The 20,847-nt window shown below is 57.8% G+C and carries 18 protein-coding genes; 7 read left to right on the forward strand and 11 right to left on the reverse strand.

The genetic code is table 11. The features are described 5' to 3' along the window. Window positions 1-4: 4 nt before the first annotated feature. Genes VSX58_RS13580 through prmB form a run of 5 tightly spaced genes read right to left on the reverse strand, consistent with a single transcriptional unit; the run spans window position 5 to window position 4,273 of the window. Entirely contained in the window at window positions 5-568 is a 564-nt protein-coding gene (locus VSX58_RS13580; RefSeq protein ID WP_327618556.1) for an elongation factor P hydroxylase, read from the reverse strand. Then, window positions 568-1,368, reverse strand: a complete 801-nt coding sequence (locus VSX58_RS13585) for a sulfite exporter TauE/SafE family protein (RefSeq protein WP_327618557.1) — start codon at window positions 1,366-1,368, stop codon at window positions 568-570. The genes VSX58_RS13580 and VSX58_RS13585 overlap by 1 nt, the downstream gene beginning before the upstream one ends. A gap of 2 nt (window positions 1,369-1,370) precedes the next feature. After that, window positions 1,371-2,201, reverse strand: a complete 831-nt coding sequence (mepA, locus tag VSX58_RS13590) for a penicillin-insensitive murein endopeptidase (protein ID WP_327618558.1) — start codon at window positions 2,199-2,201, stop codon at window positions 1,371-1,373. A gap of 7 nt (window positions 2,202-2,208) precedes the next feature. Further along, window positions 2,209-3,294 carry a chorismate synthase gene (aroC, locus tag VSX58_RS13595; RefSeq protein ID WP_327618559.1) on the reverse strand — a complete coding sequence of 362 codons (1,086 nt, stop codon included), beginning with the start codon at window positions 3,292-3,294 and terminating at the stop codon, window positions 2,209-2,211. Between the two features lie 46 nt (window positions 3,295-3,340). Next, the gene (gene prmB / locus VSX58_RS13600; RefSeq protein WP_327618560.1) at window positions 3,341-4,273 is read right to left on the reverse strand and encodes a 50S ribosomal protein L3 N(5)-glutamine methyltransferase; all 933 of its coding nucleotides are present in this window, start codon (window positions 4,271-4,273) and stop codon (window positions 3,341-3,343) included. Window positions 4,274-4,443: 170 nt separating this feature from the next. Here prmB and smrB point away from each other — a divergent pair, with 170 nt between their 5' ends. Then, window positions 4,444-4,983: an endonuclease SmrB gene (smrB, locus tag VSX58_RS13605; RefSeq protein WP_327612976.1), complete on the forward strand. Its 540-nt coding sequence runs from the start codon at window positions 4,444-4,446 to the stop codon at window positions 4,981-4,983. On the opposite strand, the gene sixA is transcribed toward smrB, so the two are convergent. Continuing rightward, window positions 4,978-5,463, reverse strand: a complete 486-nt coding sequence (gene sixA / locus VSX58_RS13610) for a phosphohistidine phosphatase SixA (RefSeq protein WP_327618561.1) — start codon at window positions 5,461-5,463, stop codon at window positions 4,978-4,980. The genes smrB and sixA overlap by 6 nt on opposite strands. A gap of 1,426 nt (window positions 5,464-6,889) precedes the next feature. Between sixA and VSX58_RS13615 the strand changes: the two genes are divergently transcribed. From VSX58_RS13615 to VSX58_RS13635, 5 genes are all read left to right on the forward strand, one after another. Further along, window positions 6,890-7,435 carry a Csu type fimbrial protein gene (locus VSX58_RS13615; RefSeq protein ID WP_327618562.1) on the forward strand — a complete coding sequence of 182 codons (546 nt, stop codon included), beginning with the start codon at window positions 6,890-6,892 and terminating at the stop codon, window positions 7,433-7,435. 66 nt (window positions 7,436-7,501) lie between these two features. Beyond that, window positions 7,502-8,038 (forward strand): Csu type fimbrial protein, encoded by a 537-nt coding sequence (locus VSX58_RS13620; protein ID WP_327618563.1) that lies wholly within the window; start codon window positions 7,502-7,504, stop codon window positions 8,036-8,038. An 18-nt stretch (window positions 8,039-8,056) separates the two neighbouring features. Continuing rightward, complete coding sequence (locus VSX58_RS13625) at window positions 8,057-8,845, forward strand: fimbrial biogenesis chaperone (RefSeq protein WP_327618564.1); 789 nt, start codon at window positions 8,057-8,059, stop codon at window positions 8,843-8,845. A gap of 27 nt (window positions 8,846-8,872) precedes the next feature. Beyond that, a complete protein-coding gene (locus tag VSX58_RS13630) occupies window positions 8,873-11,311 on the forward strand; it encodes a fimbria/pilus outer membrane usher protein (RefSeq protein WP_327618565.1) in 2,439 nt (812 codons plus the stop codon). Then, window positions 11,304-12,275: a Csu type fimbrial protein gene (locus tag VSX58_RS13635; RefSeq protein WP_407654873.1), complete on the forward strand. Its 972-nt coding sequence runs from the start codon at window positions 11,304-11,306 to the stop codon at window positions 12,273-12,275. Before VSX58_RS13630 ends, VSX58_RS13635 begins: the two co-directional genes overlap by 8 nt. Here VSX58_RS13635 and fadJ read toward each other — a convergent pair. The 3 genes from fadJ to VSX58_RS13650 all read right to left on the reverse strand — a co-directional run bounded on the left by fadJ (window position 12,268) and on the right by VSX58_RS13650 (window position 16,285). Next, window positions 12,268-14,466: a fatty acid oxidation complex subunit alpha FadJ gene (fadJ, locus tag VSX58_RS13640; protein WP_327618566.1), complete on the reverse strand. Its 2,199-nt coding sequence runs from the start codon at window positions 14,464-14,466 to the stop codon at window positions 12,268-12,270. The genes VSX58_RS13635 and fadJ overlap by 8 nt on opposite strands. After that, window positions 14,463-15,776 (reverse strand): acetyl-CoA C-acyltransferase FadI, encoded by a 1,314-nt coding sequence (gene fadI, locus VSX58_RS13645; protein WP_327618567.1) that lies wholly within the window; start codon window positions 15,774-15,776, stop codon window positions 14,463-14,465. Before fadI ends, fadJ begins: the two co-directional genes overlap by 4 nt. A gap of 212 nt (window positions 15,777-15,988) precedes the next feature. Then, entirely contained in the window at window positions 15,989-16,285 is a 297-nt protein-coding gene (locus VSX58_RS13650; protein WP_327618605.1) for a YfcZ/YiiS family protein, read from the reverse strand. Window positions 16,286-16,701: 416 nt separating this feature from the next. Between VSX58_RS13650 and fadL the strand changes: the two genes are divergently transcribed. After that, on the forward strand, window positions 16,702-18,015 hold the full coding sequence (gene fadL / locus VSX58_RS13655) for a long-chain fatty acid transporter FadL (protein WP_327618568.1): 1,314 nt from the start codon (window positions 16,702-16,704) through the stop codon (window positions 18,013-18,015). Window positions 18,016-18,080: 65 nt separating this feature from the next. Here the strand turns inward: fadL and mqo are convergent, their stop codons facing one another. Next, on the reverse strand, window positions 18,081-19,670 hold the full coding sequence (gene mqo / locus VSX58_RS13660) for a malate dehydrogenase (quinone) (RefSeq protein ID WP_327618569.1): 1,590 nt from the start codon (window positions 19,668-19,670) through the stop codon (window positions 18,081-18,083). 363 nt (window positions 19,671-20,033) lie between these two features. Then, the gene (mlaA, locus tag VSX58_RS13665) at window positions 20,034-20,795 is read right to left on the reverse strand and encodes a phospholipid-binding lipoprotein MlaA (protein WP_327615658.1); all 762 of its coding nucleotides are present in this window, start codon (window positions 20,793-20,795) and stop codon (window positions 20,034-20,036) included. Between the last annotated feature and the right edge of the window lie 52 nt (window positions 20,796-20,847).

The raw sequence follows: 20,847 nt of genomic DNA on the forward strand, positions 1-20,847 counted from the left end.
CGACTCAGCGGAGATCGGCCGGATAGGGAAAATTCGCCGCCGTCAGCGGCGGCGTATGGTAAAACGCGCGCAGCGCATGAATAAAGCGCGCGGGCCGCGCCGGAATCCCCTGTTCCAGGTAGAGCATCACCTGCGCATGAACCCGGCGCTGAAACGCTATACGGTCCGGCTCAATGTCGCCATTCAGGTTGTCGCAGCTTACGTTAAACGGAAAATCCGCCGCCGCGCAGAACAGCCAGTCGAACGCCTGAGGTTTAACCTCTACCGACTCAAACTGCGACTGGGTCATGGCGTCGCGCCCGTCCGGGCAATACCAGTAGCCGAAATCGACCTGCAGGCGCCGCCGCTCGCCGGCGATACACCAGTGGGAAATCTCGTGCAGCGCGCTGGCATAGAAGCCGTGGGCAAAGATAATCCGATGATACGGCACCCGATCGTCGGCGGGCAGATAGATAGGTTCATCCTCCCCCTTCACCAGACGGGTGTTGTACTCGTCGCTAAAGCAATGATTAAAAATATCGATTAACTGCTGGTAATGATGCGTAACCTGCGTCGTTTTCGCCGTCATCAGAAAAGTCGCCCCAGCCAATGTGCAATCTCAGCGCCGTGATTGTCGTAAATCAGTTTGCAGCTCATGATGGCGGAAACCATCACCAGCATGGGACGAATCAGCTTTTGCCCCTTGCTCAGCACCATTTTGGCGCCGATGCGCGCGCCGATAAACTGCCCCAGCAGCATCACCAGGCCCAGCATCCATACCACCTTTCCGCCCAGGATAAAGAACAGCAGCCCGCCGAAGTTAGAGGTGAAGTTGAGAACCTTGGCGTGGGCCGTCGCCTTCGACAGATTAAAACCGCTCAGGGTGACGAAGGCCAGGGCGTAAAAGGAACCGGCGCCCGGGCCGAAGAAGCCGTCATAAAACCCGACGCAGCCGCCGGCAATCAGGGCGAAAGGCAACCCGGACAGACGGTGCTGCCGATCCTCATCGCCAATTCTGGGCGACAGCAGGAAGTAGAGCCCGATGCCGATAATCAGCAGCGGCAACAGCTGGCGCAGAAAATCGGCGTGAATCTGCTGAATCAGCCAGGCGCCGGTGATTGACCCGATAAACGTCAAGGCGATCGCCAGTTTCTGCTCACCCAAATTAACCGCCCGGCGGCGGATAAAATAGAGACTGGCCGAAAACGAGCCGCCCACGGACTGCAATTTATTCGTCGCCAGCGCCTGTGCGGGCGACAGCCCTACCGCCAACAGCGTCGGCACGCACAATAAGCCGCCGCCGCCGGCGATCGAGTCGATAAATCCCGCCAGTATGGCGACAAAAAACAGCACGCCCAACATTTCCGGGCCAATCACAAACATGTCCATAGTTATTCCGGTGCAAAATGCCTATCGATTAATGCCTGACAAGACGCGGGTAAAGGCGGCGGCGAGGTTTTCGCCGGCGGCTCTTGTCCCGGCTGCTTAGGCTGGAACCAGCTGGTCAGCTCGGCGCCGCACCCATCCCCTGCGGGCGGCGGCGTCTGTTCCTGACACTCCAGGCTATCGGCCGGGCAACGCAGGCGCACGTGCATATGCGCGCGATGGCCGAACCACGGACGAATCTTGCGCAGCCAGTCGCGATCCTGCCCGGCGTCGGCGCACAGCTGTTTTTTTATCGCCGGATGGACAAAAATCCGCGTCACTTCGCTATCTTGCGCCGCCGTCTTCACCAGCGTCGTCACTTCGGGCTGCCAGAGACGGGGATTAATTTGACGGCCGTTTCCCGCCACCAGATCGATAGGCAGGGGGCTAAGAAGCTGCTGCTGACTCCAGCGCTGTTTCGGCAGTTGCAGCCAGATATCGACATCCAGGCCGGACTGATGGCTGGCGTGGCCGCTGCTAAACCGCCCGCCGGCAGGCATGCCCATATCGCCGATCAGCACATTGGCCGACGTACGCCGTTTAACCGTCGCGCTCAGGCGCGTGATAAAATTCAGCAGATGGGGGTGGCCGTAATAACGCCGCTGATCGACGCGCATCACCTGATAATCCGGCGACTGCAGCGGCAGCGGCCGCGCGCCGATGATGCAACCGTTGGCGAAAGCGCCGATGGACTGAGGCGCGCCCGCGACCGGGGCGGTTATTTCCTGCCAGGGGGTTTTCGCCCACAGCGGAGCGCAGCATGCTAAAGCGATAAACCCAATACATCCTTTTTTCATTATCTTCTTACCAGCGGGGAACCTGACTATCGACATCGCCGCACTGTGCGCGCTGGCGCAGCAGGTGATCCATTAACACAATCGCCATCATCGCTTCGGCGATCGGCACCGCGCGGATCCCCACGCAGGGGTCGTGACGCCCGCGGGTCACCATTTCCGTCGCCTCGCCCTGACGGTCAATGGTCCTTCCCGGCACCATGATGCTGGAGGTGGGTTTCAACGCCAGATGGGCGATAATATGCTGCCCGCTGCTGATGCCGCCTAAAATACCGCCGGCGTGATTGCTCTGGAAACCCTGAGGCGTAATCTCGTCGCGATTTTCGCTGCCGCGTTTCGTCACTACCGCAAAGCCGTCGCCGATTTCAACGCCTTTCACCGCGTTGATGCTCATCAGCGCATGCGCCAGATCGGCATCCAGTCGGTCGAATACCGGTTCGCCCAATCCGGCGGGAACCGACTCGGCCACCACGCTGACTTTGGCGCCGATGGAATCGCCCTCTTTTTTCAGCGTCCGCATCAGCGCATCCAATGCCTCCAGCTTATCGGCATCCGGACAGAAGAAAGGATTCTGTTCAACCAGATCCCAATCTTTCAATTTGCAGGTCACGTCGCCGATTTGGGACAGATAGCCGCGAATCTTCACGCCGTGCTTTTGTTGCAGATATTTTTTCGCTATCGCGCCCGCCGCGACGCGCATCGCGGTTTCGCGCGCCGAAGAGCGGCCGCCGCCGCGATAGTCGCGCAGACCATATTTTTGTTCATAGGTGTAATCGGCGTGGCCGGGGCGGAAAAGATCTTTAATGGCGCCGTAATCCTGCGAGCGCTGATCGGTATTTTCGATCAGCAAACCTATGCTGGTGCCGGTGGTCACCCCTTCGAACACGCCGGAAAGAATGCGCACCCGGTCGGGCTCGCGGCGTTGCGTCGTATAGCGCGACGTGCCCGGACGCCGGCGATCCAGATCCTGTTGCAGGTCCGCCTCCGTCAGCGGGATCCCCGGCGGCACGCCGTCTACAATCGCGCCCAGGGCAATGCCGTGGGACTCACCAAATGTGGTGACGCGGAAAAACTGTCCGATACTGTTTCCTGCCATCACAACTCCTTAGCCTATCGGTAATAGTATTAACTTACGCATCGAATCAGTCGCGATAGATGCTGAAATGCTCTTGACAATCAACCAGCTGAGACCTGGTCAGCATGAATACCCCGTCGCCGCCGTTATCGAACTCCAGCCAGGTGAACGGAATATCGGGATACTGCTCGATCAGGTGAACCATGCTGTTGCCCACTTCGCAAATCAGCACGCCGTCGTCGCTGAGATAATCCGGCGCGCAGGCCAAAATTCGGCGTACCAGCTTCAGGCCGTCGCTTCCTGCCGCCAGCCCTAATTCAGGTTCGTAGCGGAACTCATCCGGCAGGTCCGACATATCCTCTTCATCGACATAAGGCGGATTGGTGACAATCAGGTCATAGCGGATGGCGGGCAGTGAGCGGAACAGGTCGGAACGGATTGGCGTGACGCAGTGCTCCATACCGTGCTGCTGAATATTTTGTTCGGCGACGGCCAGCACGTCGCTGGAGATGTCCACGGCGTCCACTTCCGCCTGCGGAAAAGCCTGGGCGCAGGCGATGGCGATGCAGCCGCTGCCGGTGCACATATCCAGGATATGCCCCGGCGCCCTAGGCAAAAGCTCGGCGAAATAGTTGCCGATCAGCTCGCCGATCGGCGAGCGCGGCACCAGAACCCGCTCGTCGACATAAAACTCCAGGCCGCAGAACCAGGCTTTATTGGTCAGATAAGCGACCGGGATACGCTCGTTCACCCGGCGAATCACACGCTCGACGATGCGGTGGCGCTCGCTGGAGGTTAGGCGCGAGGTATACATATCTTCCGGAATATCCAGGGGTAAAAACAGGGTAGGCAGCACCAGCTGCACCGCCTCATCCCAGGGGTTATCCGTACCGTGACCATAATAGACATTGGCTGCGTTAAACCGACTTACCGACCAACGCAACATATCCTGTATGGTATGAAGGTCGTTGATGGCCTCGTCGACGAAAATTTTGTCCAAGATTATCCTCCGCAGACACATCTGAATGGAAATTTGGCGCCTAGTTTGCCATGAAGCCCGCGACAAATCAGTAGTTATAACCTGTCGAACTAAGGTTAGCGCGACTTTTATTTAGCGACGGGCGGGGGAAAAGGTAAACTGTCGCCAGATTGATATAGGGCGAACGACCAATGAATAATAAATATTCACTGAATGACGAGGAATTGCAGCTTTTTCGCGCATCCGTTTCCGGTACGAAAAAATTGCGCCAGGATACCTATCGGCATAGGCCGGCGCGCCGCAAACTCGGCGAGCTGCCGCCCAGACGCGCGCTGCAGGAGCAGGTGGACGCCAGTTTTTATTTTTCCGACGAATTTCAGCCGCAGTTGGAAAGCGAGGGGCCGACGCGCTACGTCCGTCCCGGAGCCAGCCACTATGAGCTGAAAAAACTGCGGCGCGGAGACTACTCGCCCGAATTGTTCCTCGATCTGCACGGCCTGACGCAATTGCAGGCCAAACAGGAACTGGGGGCGCTGCTGGCCGCCTGCCGTCGCGAACAGGTTTATTGCGCCTGCGTGATGCACGGCCACGGCAAACATATTCTAAAGCAGCAGACGCCGCTCTGGCTGGCGCAGCATCCCGACGTGCTGGCCTTTCATCAGGCGCCCAAGGAATTTGGCGGGGATGCGGCGCTGTTGGTGCTCGTCGCGCTGGAAGCGCCGCCGTTATGAAGGCTTATGCGCCAGCTGAGATGGGCCGACCTGCCAGTCAAACACCCCGCTCCCCGACTGCGAATCGACGCTGACGCAGGCAATAGCCGAAGTCGCGAACATCGGGGCGGTTTCGTCGGGGCATAGCTCCGCGACCAGGTAGCCGACCAGCGGCAGATGCGAGATCACCAGCACCGCGCCGGTCCCCTCCTTCGCCAGGGTTTGCAGATAGTAGCCGACCAGTTTGGCATTGCCGCCGGGAGTCAACTCAGACAGGCATTCATCTTCCGCGGACAGGGGCAAAATATCTCGCATGGCCGCCAACGTTTGCTGCGCGCGCAGATACGGGCTGACCAGGACGCGATCGATATTTACCGTCTGGTTATTCAGCCAATACGCCATTTTCTGCGACTCATCATAGCCACGCGCGCTCAGAGGCCGCTGCGAATCGCTGGCCGCTTCAGGCACCGCGTCGCCATGACGCATAATTAAAACTTGCATATCACACCGCTATATTGATAGGACATCGCAATAAAAAGCCGGAAAAGCAATAGACCTTCATCCTTCAGGCTGCGCGCGCGGCGGCTTTGTTACTCGTCCTGTGACAGGGCTCCGCCCTTTCGGACCAACGCAAAGCGCCGTACAAAAACGTTTCGCCGTTTTTGTCCCGCAACTCGAATGATTTTGGGTATAACTTGAATGAATATCCGCTTCAAGCCAGCCTTATCTCGGCCCGTAAAGGGGATTGATTATCGCAGATTTCCGCTGCTAATTTAATCACTACACCCTAAATAATTCGAGTTGCAGGAAGGCAGCGACGCAGTGACAAATTCGTCAGGAACGAATTTGACCAGCCAAAGGCTGGCCTGCGGTGAGCGACAAATCTGCCAAGAGCAGAGTTGAACGCCACTTGCGGCGGCCCCAACGGGGCGAGCGCCATGGATGGAGCGAGTAACAAAGCCAACGCACAGGCAACTTGAAGTATGACGGGTATAAATGAAACCTATTTCCGTCCGGCGACCCCGCCGCGGCATCGCAGAGACGGTCGCCGATAATTCGGATTAAAATACCATAAAATCTTAAAATTCAACATAAATAAACAAAAATAAATAACATCACATATTTTTAAACTTTTTTATCGCAAATCGGCGGTTCCGTATTGTTAAACATTAATTCTGCTTCTATCTTTACTGCGAATGGTTAAATTTATTTATTAATAGATAAAAATAAATGATTCATAATGAACGCCATAATTTAATAATTAAAAGCCGCCCCCAGAAAAATTTTTCATACCGCGTGAAGTCCGCGCCTTTATGGTCAGACTGCGCCGGTGGCGGCGTATTGTCTAAAAGGCGAAGTGCCGCCTACGATAAATTAAGAGAAGAGTGAGCGGCAAGAAAAAAACGGCATATTTTCTCTACGCCAAATAATTCGAGCCGCAGAATACAAACGTTTTTGCACGGCGCCTTGCGGCGGCCCCAACGGGGCCAACTCCACGGATGGAGCGAGTAACAAGGCCAACGCACAGGCAGCTTGAGGTATGACGAGTATAGCGGAAGGCGAATAACCCTCGCCCAGAGAATTAATTCCGCTCACTTAAGCCGGTTTTTAGGGGAAACACAGGGGGAAGTTCCCGTAGGGACGCCTCACCCCGGTGGTCGCCCCGCGTATCTCGATGCTTAAACGATCGGCATTACGCCCAAAGAATTAACTTTATCATGTGACGTTTTATTTGTATTTCACCTTACGGGAATAACGAAAATAGACTGTAAATACAGGATATTTAATTAATAGTGTTTCCACCTTGACGCCGATATACAGATAGGCGCGTCTAACATTATTAATGAATAATATAGATATGGACTATTTATACTCTGAATAATCCATGCCGGTGAAATAAATACGATGCACATATAAAGGAATCGCTATGAATGCCAAGAAAAAAATACTGTCCGCGCTGGCAGCGTTGTTAACGCTGGGCGTCATGCCCACCGCCTATAGTTCAACCGTCACCGGCCAAATAGGCGTGACATTAACCATCACCACGGCCTGTACGGTGGAGAACGGCGCCAGTTCCGGCAGTACATGGGGCACTATCGATTTCGGCTCATACAGCAGCCTGTCCGCCAATATCGACGGGCAAACCACCAACACGTCGGGCAGCGGCCTGGCGGTCACCTGCTCCGAAGGCACGCCGGCCACCGTCTACATCGGTTCCGGCGCCAACGACTCCTCAACGCTGCGCACATTAGCGCCCAGTTCCGGCAGCTATAAGATCCCCTATCGTCTCTACAGCGATTCGGCCCGCACAACGGAAATACCGCTTAACGACACCAACGGCATAACGCTCACCGCAACCGGCGTCGCCCAGTCAATTCCCGTTTATGCCCGCATCCTGCCCGCCGATCAGACCATTATATCTCCGACCGCCGGCACCTATACCGACACGGTTGCCGCCACCGTCGAGTGGTAGTTCTGAGTTCAGGCCGGAACGCCGCGCTTCCGACCTGTCTACGGTTACTCATGCGCGAGGATTAGGATGATTTTCCAGCAGATATCGCCCTGGTTGCTACTCTTGTTCATCGCTTCGCACCCTTTATCGGCCGTCGCATTGACGGTAAGCGACACCTTCGCCGTCAGCGCCGATATTGTGAAAGGGTGCGCTTTCGGCAACGACGCCAACGCCGCCCAGACGGATATGGGCGCCATCGATTTCGGCACGCAGAGCGCATCCGCAACCAATGTCGACGCAACCAGCACCGTGGGGGGCGGTTCGATAGTCGTGACCTGTACGCCGGGCGTCGCCATCTCCATCGAACTGGATTACGGGCTGCACGGCGGAAGCAGCGCGCGGCGTTACGTGATGAATACCGCCGGCAGCGTTTCGCTGCCTTATCAGCTTTACCGCGATTCGGCCCGCACGCAGGTCTGGGGCACCGGCGACCTGGCGATGAGCATCGCCTCCTTTCCCACGACAACCCAGACCTACACCGTTTACGCGCGCTATTTCGGCGCTTCGCCGCTGCCGCCGGCGGGGGTGTATACCGATAGCGTAACCGTTAGCCTGACCTACTAAAACAAGCGTAGAAGAAAGATGAAAAGAACATTAGCCATTTTTATTCAATCAGCCGCCTTCATCTGCGCCCTCTTCTGCGCGCCCTCCTTCGCCGCCAGCAGCATTCTTGTCTGGCCGATTTATCAAGTGATCGAATCCGATGAGAACGGCTCCGCCCTGTGGCTGGAGAATAAAGGAAGCGCGCCCGTGGCTCTGCAAATTCGCATTATGGCCTGGAAACAGATGAATTTTCAGGATCGCTACGCGGAGCAAAAAGAGGTTATCGGCACCCCGCCATTTACCACGCTGGAGCCGGGAAAACGCCATATGGTGCGGCTGATGCGCGCTGTCCCGGCCCCGGCCGGCACCGAACGCGCCTACCGCATCATCATCGATGAAATCAGCGCGCCCTACGCCAAACAGCAGGAAACGCCCCGCATGGGGCTGCAGTTTCAAATGCGCTACCTGCTGCCGCTGTTTATTGACGGCGAAGGGATATGGACGCAGGTGCGGCCTGGGAAGACGCGCGTCAATAGCGAGCCAACCATGCCCGAGTTGTCCTGGCGCATCGCCGCCGTCGCGGGGAAACCGCACCTTTACGTGCGCAATCAGGGCAAAGTGCATGCGCGCTTAAGCAACGTTTTCTGGTCATCGTCGCCGGCCAAAGGCGGCAAAATCTCAATGACGCAAGGCTTTTTAGGGTACGTTTTGCCGGGACAAGAGATGCGCTGGCCTTTGCCCGCGGGAATATCCGCCCCCGCTTCATCCATGAACCTGTTTACCCATTTGTCGGATATTCCCGATCCGGTCCTGATTAAACGTAGGTAGTGTGTTCTCACGGCGGGGAATAGGGATATGAAAAAGCGTGCCGACAATACGAGAACGGGCGTCGCGTCGCTGCGGCGTTTTCTATTGGACACGTTTGTCTGCTCATTATGCTATTCCGCTTCTCTTCATGCGGAAGAAGATACCGACGCCGCGCCGCTTCATGAGGAAGAGTATACCGACCTGCCCGCTCCGCCGCGCGTTCAACCGTCAATCCCTGAAGCCATCTATTATTTAACCCTTTCGGTTAACGATCGCAGCGACCAGAGCGTGGTGCCGGTTAACTATCGCAATAACGACTATTATGTCGACGCCGACGTACTGCGCAAAAATAGCATCCGCTTGCCCGCGCACAGCGCCGGTCAGATTAACGTAAACCGTCTGCCTAACGTTAGCGCGCAATATGACCCCGGCGAACAGCGGTTAAAGCTGACCGTGCCGGTCGACTGGCTGCCGGCGCAGCGGGTGGAAAATGAGGGGAGCGGAACGGAGCGTCTGGTTCCGAGCAGCAGCCCCGGCATGCTGTTTAACTATAACGCCTACTACTCTTCGCCGCGCGGCGGCGGCGATACGCTGAGCACCTGGATGGAGCAGCGAATCTTCAACGACTACGGCGCACTATCCAACACCGGCATTTACGACGCGACGACAGGAAGCCATGCCGATCGATATCATCGCTATCGGCGCTTCGATACCTACTGGCGGTACAGCGACAGCGAGCGGATGATCTCATATCAGTTGGGCGATCTGATCAGTAACTCGCTGACCTGGAGCAACTCCGTACGCATGGGCGGCATGCGTATCAGCCGCAACTTCGGCCTGCGCCCCGATATCGTTACCTATCCGCTGCTGCAGTACTCCGGCTCCGCGGCCGTTCCCAGCACGCTGGATCTGTTCATCAACGGTTATAAAGCCAACAGTTCGACCCTGGACCCCGGCCCTTTCACCCTGACGAATACGCCGTATCTCAACGGCGCCGGCGAAGCGACCGTCGTCACCACGGACGCCCAGGGACGACGCATCGCCACCACCATCCCATTTTATGTCTCCAATACCCTGCTGCGCGCCGGGCTAAGCGATTTCGATTTTTCCCTGGGCGCATTGCGCCGGGACTATGGGGTCAGAAACGCGGACTATACGTCCGAACCGGCATTCAGCGGCATTTACCGCTATGGATTAACCAACTGGCTAACGCTATCGACCCACGCGGAAACCACGCGGGATCTTTATCTGGCGGGCGTCGGCGCCGACTTCACCGCCGGCCGCTGGGGAACCCTCAGCTCCTCTTATAGCCGTAGCGAAAAAGAGCGGCTCGGTCAGCAATATACGCTGGGGTACTCCTACTATTCCCGACTGTTCGGCCTGAATATTCAGCACGCCGGGCGCGACGAAGGATATCGCGATTTAACCGCCGTCAATAACGGCGGACGGCTCAGCCGCCAGAGCAATCAGGCGACCGTAAGCAGCCAGATCTTCGGACAGGGGAACGGCACCCTGGGCGTCGGTTATTTTGATATTCAATCCTTCGACCGTTCGCGGGTCAAACTGCTGAACCTGTCGTATAGCCGGCAGCTATGGCAAAACAACTCGGTTTACGCCGCGCTCAATAAAACGCTGGGAGAACGCGACTACAGCCTACAGATTCAGTTCGTTATTCCCTTCGGCGCTCAAAACACCGCCAGCTCAGGCATACAGCGCGACGCCAACGGCGACTATTCGGCGCGCGTCGGCGTGACGCACTCCGCGCCGGCCGAGGGCGGCTTCGGCTGGAATCTGGCTTACGCCGCGGGACGAACCCCCTACCAGCAGGGCACGTTAAGCTGGCGCGGGCCGTATAACCTGATACAGGGCGGCGTTTACGGCAATGAGGGCGATGCCACGCGGTGGGGGGAACTCAGCGGCTCGTTGATATATATGGACGGCGGCGTCTATCCCAGCAACCGTATCAACGACGCTTTTATTGTCGTCGATACCGAGGGCTATGCGGGGGTGCCGGTTAAATATGAAAACCAACTGGTGGGAACAACCAACGATAACGGCCATCTGCTGGTGCCGTGGGTAACTTCCAACTATCCGGCAAAAGTGGAGATCGACCCGCTGCCGCTGCCGGCGAATGTTGAAACGCCCAACGTAGAGGCGCGCGTATCGGTAAAAGAAGGCAGCGGCATGGTGGTGAAATTCCCGGTGCGCAACGTACTTTCCGCCAATATCGCCCTACGCAACAGCCAGGGCCGCCCCCTGGCGCTCGGCACCTGGATCACCGATGAGGCCAGCGGCGCCACCACCATTAGCGGCCATGACGGGCTGGTCTATTTCTCCAACCTTCAGACTGTAAATCGATTGCATTTTAAACAGGAAGACGGACAACACTGCCGGGTGGAATTTTCCCTGCCGGCGGCGGCCCGGATGATGGCCAGCGTCGGTCCGCTAACCTGCCAACCCGCTTCCCCAGGAGATAAAGATGAATAAATTAGGGTTAGGCGTACGCCTGCTGATGTTACTGCTGGGGCTGGCCGACGCGGGCGACGGCATGGCGAGCTGCACCGCCCCCGCCAGCTCCACCGCGCTGGGATCTTACGCCTCTTCCGTCGTCGGCCCCAACGGGACGCCGCAAATCATCACCTCCGGCAGCGGTTTTAGCTGCAGCGGCAGCGCATTAAGCCTTATCAGCACCAATACCATCACCGCCACCGTTATCGGCGACACCAACGCCAGCGGCTCCAGCATGCGGCTAAAAGGCGGCATCGGCGGCAGCGACGTCATCTCCTACGACCTGTGTATGGACGCCAGCTGCGGAACGCTCTATAGCATCGGTTCAAGCTATACCTGGAGCCAGACATCCTTTCTGGGCATATTGGGCCTGTTCAACGCCAGCGACGGCACCCTGCCGATATATGTCCGAACCAGCATAGGCAACAACGTGCCGGCGGGAACCTATACCGATACGGTGACCATCCAATGGGATTACAGCCTGTGCGCGCTGGGGCTGCTGGGCATATGTATCTACGATACCGGCACGCTAACCTCAACGCTCAATCTGTCGATGACCATCACCAACGACTGCCAGATCACCAGCGCGCCCGACGTCAATTTCGGCTCGGCGGCTCTGCCGGCCGATTTTCCGACGGTCGGCAATAGCCTGGGCGTTAACTGCACCAATCAGGGCGCCTATACGGTAAAGCTGACCAGCTCTCATCCGGACGACGCCGGCTGGCGCAGAATGACCGCCACCGTCGGCGGCGCCGAGTATTATCTGCAATATCAGCTATACCATACGGATAACACCTCCTGGACCGAAAACGCGGATTACGCCGGCACCGGCGCCGGCGTGACGCAAAGCATTCCCTACACCGCGCGCATTAACGCCAGCCAGGCCAATCAGCCGGCGGGCGCCTATAGCGATACCGTCACCATCACCGTGACGATTAATTAACGCCGGCGGATTCTTCACTCGCGGCGGGCGCGGCATTATCCGGCGGCGGATAGAAACGCTGCCGGCGCTCGCGCATCGCCAGCAGGCGCGCGCAGGGCGCGAAGCGATCGCCGTACTGCTGTTGCAACGCCTGCAATGCGCTCACCACCGTCGCCACGCCCAGCCGATCCATATAGTGAAAAGGCCCGCCCAGGAACGGCGGAAAACCGATGCCGAACACCGCGCCGATGTCTCCGTCGCGGGCGCAGCGAATCACCTGCTCGTCGAGGCAGCGCGCCGCTTCGTTCAGCATCATCATCATGCAGCGCTGGCCGATCAGCGCTGGATCGATATGGACCTTCGGCGTAACGCCGAGCAGCGAATAGATCGCGCCGTCCGCCTGTTTCGCGGCGCGCCAAAAGCGGCTTTTCTCGCTATAGCGATAGAATCCTTTGCCGTTTTTGCGCCCTTTGCGGCCATCGTTCAGCACGGCGTCGAGCGCGGGGGGCGATGCGAATCGCGCCCCGTAGGCCTGGCTGAGCACCGGAACGATGCGCGTCGCCACATCGATACCGGCCTCATCCAGCAGCGTTAACGGACCGACCGGAAACCCCAAACGCACCAGCGCATTATCGATAGACTCGACCGGCTCGCCCTCCAGCAGGCAGTAGGCGGCCTCATTGATATACGGCGCCAATATGCGGTTCACGTAAAAACCCGCGCGATCGGCGACTACTATCGCCGTTTTCCCCTGCTTTCCGGCCAGCGCCAGCGCGGCGGCGATAGTTTGCGCACTGGTTTGCGCATGAGGAATAATCTCCACCAGCGGCATTCTGTCCGCCGGGCTGAAATAGTGCAGACCGATCACCTGCTGCGGACGGCGCGCGTGCCGCGCGATCTGATGAATAGGCAGTGACGAAGTGTTGGAGGCGAAAATGGTATGCGGCGCGCCATGTTGTTCGATTTCCGCCACCATCCGCTGTTTCAGCGCCAGGTCTTCAAATACGGCTTCAATCACCATATCGACATGCTCGAACCCCCGATAATCGGTAGCGCCGGAAAGCAACGCCATCAGACGCTGCTGCTCGCCGGGCTTTATGCGCCGACGCCGCGCCTGCTCCGTCAGCGCTTGCCAGCAAAACCTCAGCGCATGGCCGACTCCCTGTTCATTGATATCTTTAATCCGCACCGGCAAAGCGGCGCGCGCCGCGGTGACATAAGCAATGCCGCCGCCCATTAGTCCGCCGCCCAGGATCCCGACCCGGCGCACGGGTTGCGCGTCGGTCGCCAGCCCCGACTCTTTTTTTAACGACGTCGAAGCGAAAAACAGATGCCGCAACGCGGCGGATTCCGGCGTCATCACCAGCTTGCCGAACGCGCTGGCCTCCTGCCGGCAGCCCTCCTCCATGCCCTTTTCCATTCCGCGGCGGATAACCTGAATAATTCGCTCGGCGGCCGGATAGTTGCCGTGCGTCCTGGCGCGCGTTTTTATTTTAACCAGCTTAAACAACAGCCTGCGAATAACCGGACTGCCCAGCGCGCGCGAGCGCCAGCCCGGCGGCGAGGCCCTGCGTTTTCCCTGTCGAATCATCTCGACGGCGCTTTCCAACAAAATGTCGAGCGGCACCGCATCGTCCGCCAGCCCCAGCGTCACCGCCTGGCGAGGACGAATGCGCCGCCCGGTCAGGATCATATCCAGGGCATTATCCACGCCGATCAGCCTGGGCAAACGCTGGGTGCCGCCGGCGCCGGGCAACAAGCCGAGTTTCACTTCCGGCAAGCCCAACCGCGTTTTGTCACTCAGCGAACACACCCGATAATCACAGGCCAGCGCCAGTTCCAGCCCGCCGCCCAGGCAGGCGCCGTGAATCGCCACCACCACCGGGAAAGGCAGCGCCGCGACGCGGGCAAAGGTCTCCTGCCCTTGCCGCGCCAAATTTTCCGCCTGCTGCGCGCTGGTACAGCGGTCCAGCATGGCGATGTCGGCGCCGGCGATAAACGAATCCGTCTTGGCGGAAACCAGCACCAGGCCTCTCAGCGAAGCGTGCCGCTGCGCCTGCTCAAGCACCGCTATCAGTTGCCCGGCGAACTCCCTTTTCAGCGTATTGACCTTTTCACCCGGCACATCGATGGTGATGACGCCGATATTGTCCGGGCGGAGAGTCAGGGAAAAAGCCGAAACCTCGGCGAATAAGGCGTGCCGTTGGCTCATGGCGCCACCTCCAAAACCATTGCCGCGCCCAGGCCGCCCGCCGCGCAGGCGGTGACCAGCCCCAGACCGCCGCCGCGACGGCGCAGTTCATGCAGGGTTTGCGTAATCATTCTTGCTCCCGTCGCCGCGAACGGGTGCCCATAGGCGATAGAGCCGCCGAGCACGTTGAATTTATCCATATCGACCGCCCCCAGCGGCGCGGCGCGCCCAAGCTTATTACGCGCGAAATCCTGACTGGCGAACATCTTCAGGTTCGCCAGCGTCTGCGCGGCGAACGCTTCATGCATATCAATCAGCGTCAAATCATCCAGCGCGATCCCGGCCCTATCCAGCGCGATAGGCGAGGCGTAGGCCGGGCCTAATAACATATCTTGGCGCACGCCGATGGCGCTGAAGGCATAGCTGCGCAGATACCCGAGCGGCGTAAAGCCCAAATGCGCGGCTTGGGATTCGCTCATCATCAGGATCGCCGCGGCGCCGTCGCTCAGCGGCGTGCTGTTCGCCGCCGTGACGCTGCCGTGCCTGCGGTCAAAAACCGGACGCAGGCGGGCGTAATGCTCCGGCGACGAATCCCTGCGGATGTGATTATCCTCGCTCAGCGCTTGCAGATAAGGCGGCGCATAGGCGGTCATCACCTCATCGCGCAGCCTGCCCGTATCCCAGGCGCGGGCGGCCAGCCGATGCGAACGATGGGCGAATGCGTCCTGCTCGTCTCTGGCGATCCCGTATGTTTTCGCCATTTGCTCGGCGATGTCGCCCATGAGCAAGCCGGTGGAATATTCCGCCGCCGACGGCGCTATCGGCAGCAAATGGCGGGGGCGCAGCCGGGCCAGCAGTTTCATGCGCTGCTTCAGCGTGCGGGCCTTGTGCAGGTCCAGCAGCGTTCTGGCAAGCGTCTTACTCACGCCGATCGGCAGCACCGAAGAGGAATCCGCGCCGCCGGCGATCCCGATATCGATGGCGCCCGCCAGAATACTTTCGGCGACGTTGGCCACCGCCTGAAGGCTGGTCGCGCAGGCGCGGGACACGCTGTACGCGTCGGTATGCACGCTCATTGCGGTTCCCAACACAATTTCTCTGGCGATATTGGGCGCTTCGAGCATTGGCACCACCTGACCGAACACCAATAATTCGATCAATTCGGGGTCGATGCCGGTGCGAATGAGGAGTTCGCCCACCGCCATTTTCCCCAGTTCCAAGGCGGGCACGCCATGATAGGCCGTCGCCTGGCGGGCAAACGGGGTTCGCAATCCGCCCACAATCGCCACGCGATCGCCGCGACGGGTGAGCAACGGCAATACCTCGCTCATAAAGGCTCCTGTCAACCGAGAAAATTAACGATGCGCACAACAGGTCTGACCTGAGATCAGTGTTAACCAGATACCGCTATTACGCAAACGAGGGCGCGCGAAAGTGGCGCTATCGACAAGAAATAGGGCGGAATGAAGCAGGAAGAGAGTGGGAAATCGCTACCGCAAGGGTGGCGCCCGGAAATGGCGCGCCACGGCGAACATCAGGGGAATTAACGCAGACCGAGCTGGAAAATCAGCGTTTCAGCCTCGCAGCTGAAGGTAAAATCGACGTCCAGCTTCACGCCGCCTTCCACCGCGTCCAGCTTGCTGCTGATCTGGCATGGATCGGACTCCACGGAGCGGGCTTTTTCCGTCAACGCGTTCAGCGTCGCTTCGGCCTGCGCGCGATCGGCGAAGATCTTGCTGTAAGACGCGGTGCAATCCGAGTTATCCATTATCGTGCCGACATCGACGCAGCAGCAGGCGGCAGTTTCTTCAGCATTACATTTATTGATCGGGTTCGTCATCATGAGCTCCTCTACGGGCGGTAACCTATGTATCCCCGTCTACTTCAAGCGGCATGTGCGTTGGCTGCAACTCGAATTATTTAGGGTATACAGATATGATCGGGTTCAAAAAAGAATTGTTCCCCCATTCTACTCACCGAGTCGACGCAGCACTAGAACTTACTGCCCACGGGGACATTTAGTGAGATTGGTCACGCGCCATCGCCGCGCGAAGGTAAAATTATCGTTATCCTCCGGTGGAAAAATAACAAAAATGTTATTTGTGTATCATTTATTATCAATTTACATACATTTAATTAACATTGTAATTTTCCACATCTTATACTTTAGCCGCTGGTCTGATTTGCCAGCCCGAGCCGCCCCCGGCAATGCGCCCTTGCTACTTTGGCACAACCCGCCATATAGAGGTTCTGGTCATGAGCTGTAACAAACCGCTAAAACATGCCGCAACGGCCGTCGTAGCGGCCGTCATCTCGGCCAACGCGTCCGCCGCCGGCTTCCAACTGAACGAGTATTCATCGTCCGCGCTCGGGCGCGCCTTTTCCGGCGAAGGCGCCGTCGCGGATAACGCCGCGTCCGGTAGCCGCAACCCGGCCACCATGACGCGTTTCACCCGCCCGGCTTTCTCCGGCGGCGCGACCTACATTAATCCGGATATTGATATAAAAGGTCAAAATTCGTTCACCGGCCAAAATAGCAGCGCGCAAAACATCGCGCCGCACGCCTGGGTGCCGAACCTGCACTTTATTATGCCGCTCAACGATCGCTGGGCCATCGGCGCCTCCGCCGTCACCCACTACGGTCTGGCGACCGATTTTAACGACGATTACGCCGCGGGCTCGATCGGCGGGCAGACCGATCTGGTTACCTCTAATCTGAATTTCAGCGCGGCCTACCGGCTGAATCAGCGCGTTAGCGTTGGCTTGGGCGTCAATGCCGTCTACGCGGATGCAAAAATTGTGCGGCGCGCCGGCGAACTGGCCAATGTTCCGACGGCGGCAGGCGGATTACAGGGGCTGGTGGCCGGTTCATCATCCGAGCTGGCGCGCCTGGAAGGCAAGGAGTGGGGCTACGGCTGGAACGCCGGTATTTTATATGAGGTGAACGACCGGCACCGCTTCGGCCTGACCTACCGCTCCAAGGTCGATATCGATTTTAAAGGCGACTATCGCAGCGATTTGCCGGCACAGGTGCCCGGCCCGCCCGTCGGCACGGGCGGCGCGACCATTCCCGGCAAATTGACGCTGACCTTACCGGAAATGTGGGAAGCGTCCGCCTACCATCGCGTCGCGCCGCAGTGGGCGGTGCATTACAGCATCGCCTACACCAGTTGGAGTCAGTTTCAGGAGCTGAGGGCGACGGGCGGCGACGGCCAAACGCTGTTCCGCAAAGAAGAGGGGTTCCGTGACGCTTACCGTATCGCGTTAGGCGCCACCTACTATCACGACGAGCGCTGGACCTTTCGTACCGGCGTCGCCTTTGACGACAGCCCGGTTCCGGCGGACAAACGCTCGATCTCCATCCCCGATCAGGATCGCTTTTGGCTGAGCGCGGGCACCACCTACGCCTTTAATAAAGACGCGTCGCTCGATGTCGGCGTCTCCTATATGCACGGACGGAAAGTCTCAATTGACGAGCCGATTTCAGATCGGGCGAATGCGCCCAGCTACCGCTTCAGTTCAAAGGGGCAGGCCTGGCTGTATGGCGCAAACTTTAACTATTCGTTCTGATTGGTTGGCGTAACATACAACAAAGGCCGCATGCGCGGCCTTTTCATCAGAAATACGCTTAACCGTTATTCCGGTTTTACTTCAATGTAGTTCAAATGCAGAGTGCTGCTGGTGTAGCTGCGGATCTTATTGGTCAACTCAATATTGCCGTTCAGCTTCTGACCGTAGGAAGGAATGATCTCCTTCAGCTTGCTCTGCCACTCAGGCGTAGCCACTTTGTCTTTAAACACTTTTTGCAGCAGGCTCAGCATGATCGGCGCCGCGGTGGACGCGCCGGGAGAAGCGCCGAGCAGCGCGGCTATCGAGCCATCCTGCGAACTGACGATCTCGGTGCCCAATTTCAACACGCCGCCTTTCTCCTCGTCTTTCTTGATGACCTGAACGCGCTGCCCCGCCACGATCAGTTTCCAGTCTTCCTTCTTCGCGTCGGGGAAATATTCCCGCAATGCCGCGAAGCGATCGTCGTCATCCATCATCACCTGGCTAATCAGATATTTGACCAGATCGAAATTATCCAGCCCTACGTGAGTCATCGGCATCACGTTGGAGAAGGTTACTGAACCGAGCAGATCCCACAGCGAGCCGTTTTTCAGGAACTTGCTGGAGAAAGTGGCGAACGGGCCGAACAGCAGCACCGGCTTGCCGTCAAAAATACGGGTATCCAGATGCGGAACCGACATCGGCGGCGCGCCGACGGAAGCTTTGCCATACACTTTCGCCAGATGACGCTTCACGATATCCGGGTTTTCCGTTACCAGAAAATCGCCGCCGACCGGGAAACCGCCGTACAGATCCGCTTCGGGAATGCCGGACTTCTGCAGCAGCTGCAGCGCCGCCCCGCCCGCGCCGATAAAGACGAACTTGGCTTTAATCACCGTTTCTTTGTCGCCGTTTTTCAGATCGGCGTAAGTCACGCTCCAGGTATTATCCGCATTACGCTTGATGGCCCTGACTTCGGAGTTGAGATGCAGGGCGAAATTCTGTTTTTGCTTCAGCGAATCCACCAACTGACGGGTGATTTCGCCATAGTTTACATCGGTGCCGATCGGCATGCGGGTCGCGGCGACTTTCTGCGCCGGATCGCGCCCTTCAATGATCAGCGGCGCCCACTCTTTAATGGTATTCGGATCGTTGGAGAACTCCATTCCGCGGTAGAGGGTGCTGTGCTGCATCGCTTCATAACGGCGCTGCAGGAAGCGGCTATTTTCATCGCCCCATACAAAGCTGATATGCGGCACGCTGTTGATAAAGGAGTTAGGATCATGCAGAACGCCGTTTTTAACCTGATACGACCAGAACTGGCGCGATACTTCGAAGGCTTCGGTGATTTCCACCGCTTTGCTGATATTGACCGGGTCGGTTTCATTCTCCGGCTCCGGCGTGTAGTTCAGCTCCATAAAGGCGGAGTGGCCGGTACCGGCGTTGTTCCACCCGTTGGAGCTCTCCTCCGCCACGTTATCCAGACGTTCGATCATATCGATCGACCAGTCCGGCTGGAGCGCTTGCAGATAAACGCCGAGCGTCGAACTCATAATACCGCCGCCAATCAGGACGACATCCGTACTTTTCTCCGCGGCGTTATTTTCCTGCGCCGTTACCTGCTGGGAAACCCCAGCCACACCTAGGCATAAAATCATAGTGAGTAGTTTCTTCATGCTTATGTCTCTATTCATTGAATTTTTATAATTGCAGGCAATAGACTCTGGCATCCCTTATCGTCAGCATACTCTCCCCCTTGCGGCGGAGCCATTATTTATGACCCTTTTGTTAATAAGTCTTTTAACAAAAAGATCAATAGGCTGACTCTTTTCAGCAGAAAAGAGCGCCAGCGCTGGCTGACGACGTAACATTATTGTTACCTATGACGAGAAAAGACATTTTTGTAAGTAAATAAACCAACAACAATAGAGTAACGTTTCCGAAACAACCCACGATTCAGGCGATAGAAAGCGTTTGTCCCCCTGATAACGTAAAAAGGCGCCCGAAGGCGCCTTTTGAACCGCATAAACAAGATAGGGCTATTTGGCGGAGTCGATTTCCCCCAGCGAATCTTCGATCGCTGCGGCATTCGGATTCTCCGCCGGGGCGACTTTTCCATCGCTCGCCAAGAAATCGTGGCGTTGGAAATAGGCTTCGCGCATCATCAGGTAAGGATCGGCGGAATTGCGCAAAATGGCGTCCGAATCCAGCAGCTGGGCCCGCGTTTCCAGCCCTTCCAGCACCCATTTACCCGCCGACATCCAGAATGTCAGGTAGCTCAGCGCCGGATAAAGCGTATCGACGTAACCGCCGCCGTCCTCGCGGATGGTGGCGCTGCCATAGCCGGGCAGCACCACATACGGCCCGTAGCCCATGCCGTAATACCCCAGCGTGCTGCCGAAACGCCGCGGCTCCTCTTTCGCCAGTTTGGGGTTGGCCATCGAGGCCACATCAATCAAGCCGCCCATCCCCAACAGGGTATTCAGGAAGAAGCGGTTGAAATGAATCATCGCCTTATACGGCTTGCCCTCGATAAAATAGTTCACCATGGACGCGGGTTCAGACAGGTTGCCAAAAAAGTTATTCAACCCGTTGCGCGCCGGCGTCGGCACATAATCACGCCACGCGACGGCCGCCGGTCTCACCAGATACGGATCCAACACGTTGTAGTTAAAACTGAACATCGAACGGTTGAAACCCTCAAGCGGGTCTGAACGCCCTTCTTGAGACCGATCTCCGGTACTGGCGCAGCCGATGAGCAATACGCTGGCAAACACCACCCCGCTCAGGCGGTAATTCATATCTGTTCTCCCTGATTACATTGCGTTATACCCGCAGCCGGGAATGGGGAAT

The sequence above is a fragment of the Brenneria populi genome (assembly GCF_036016195.1).
Lineage (GTDB): Bacteria > Pseudomonadota > Gammaproteobacteria > Enterobacterales > Enterobacteriaceae > Brenneria > Brenneria populi.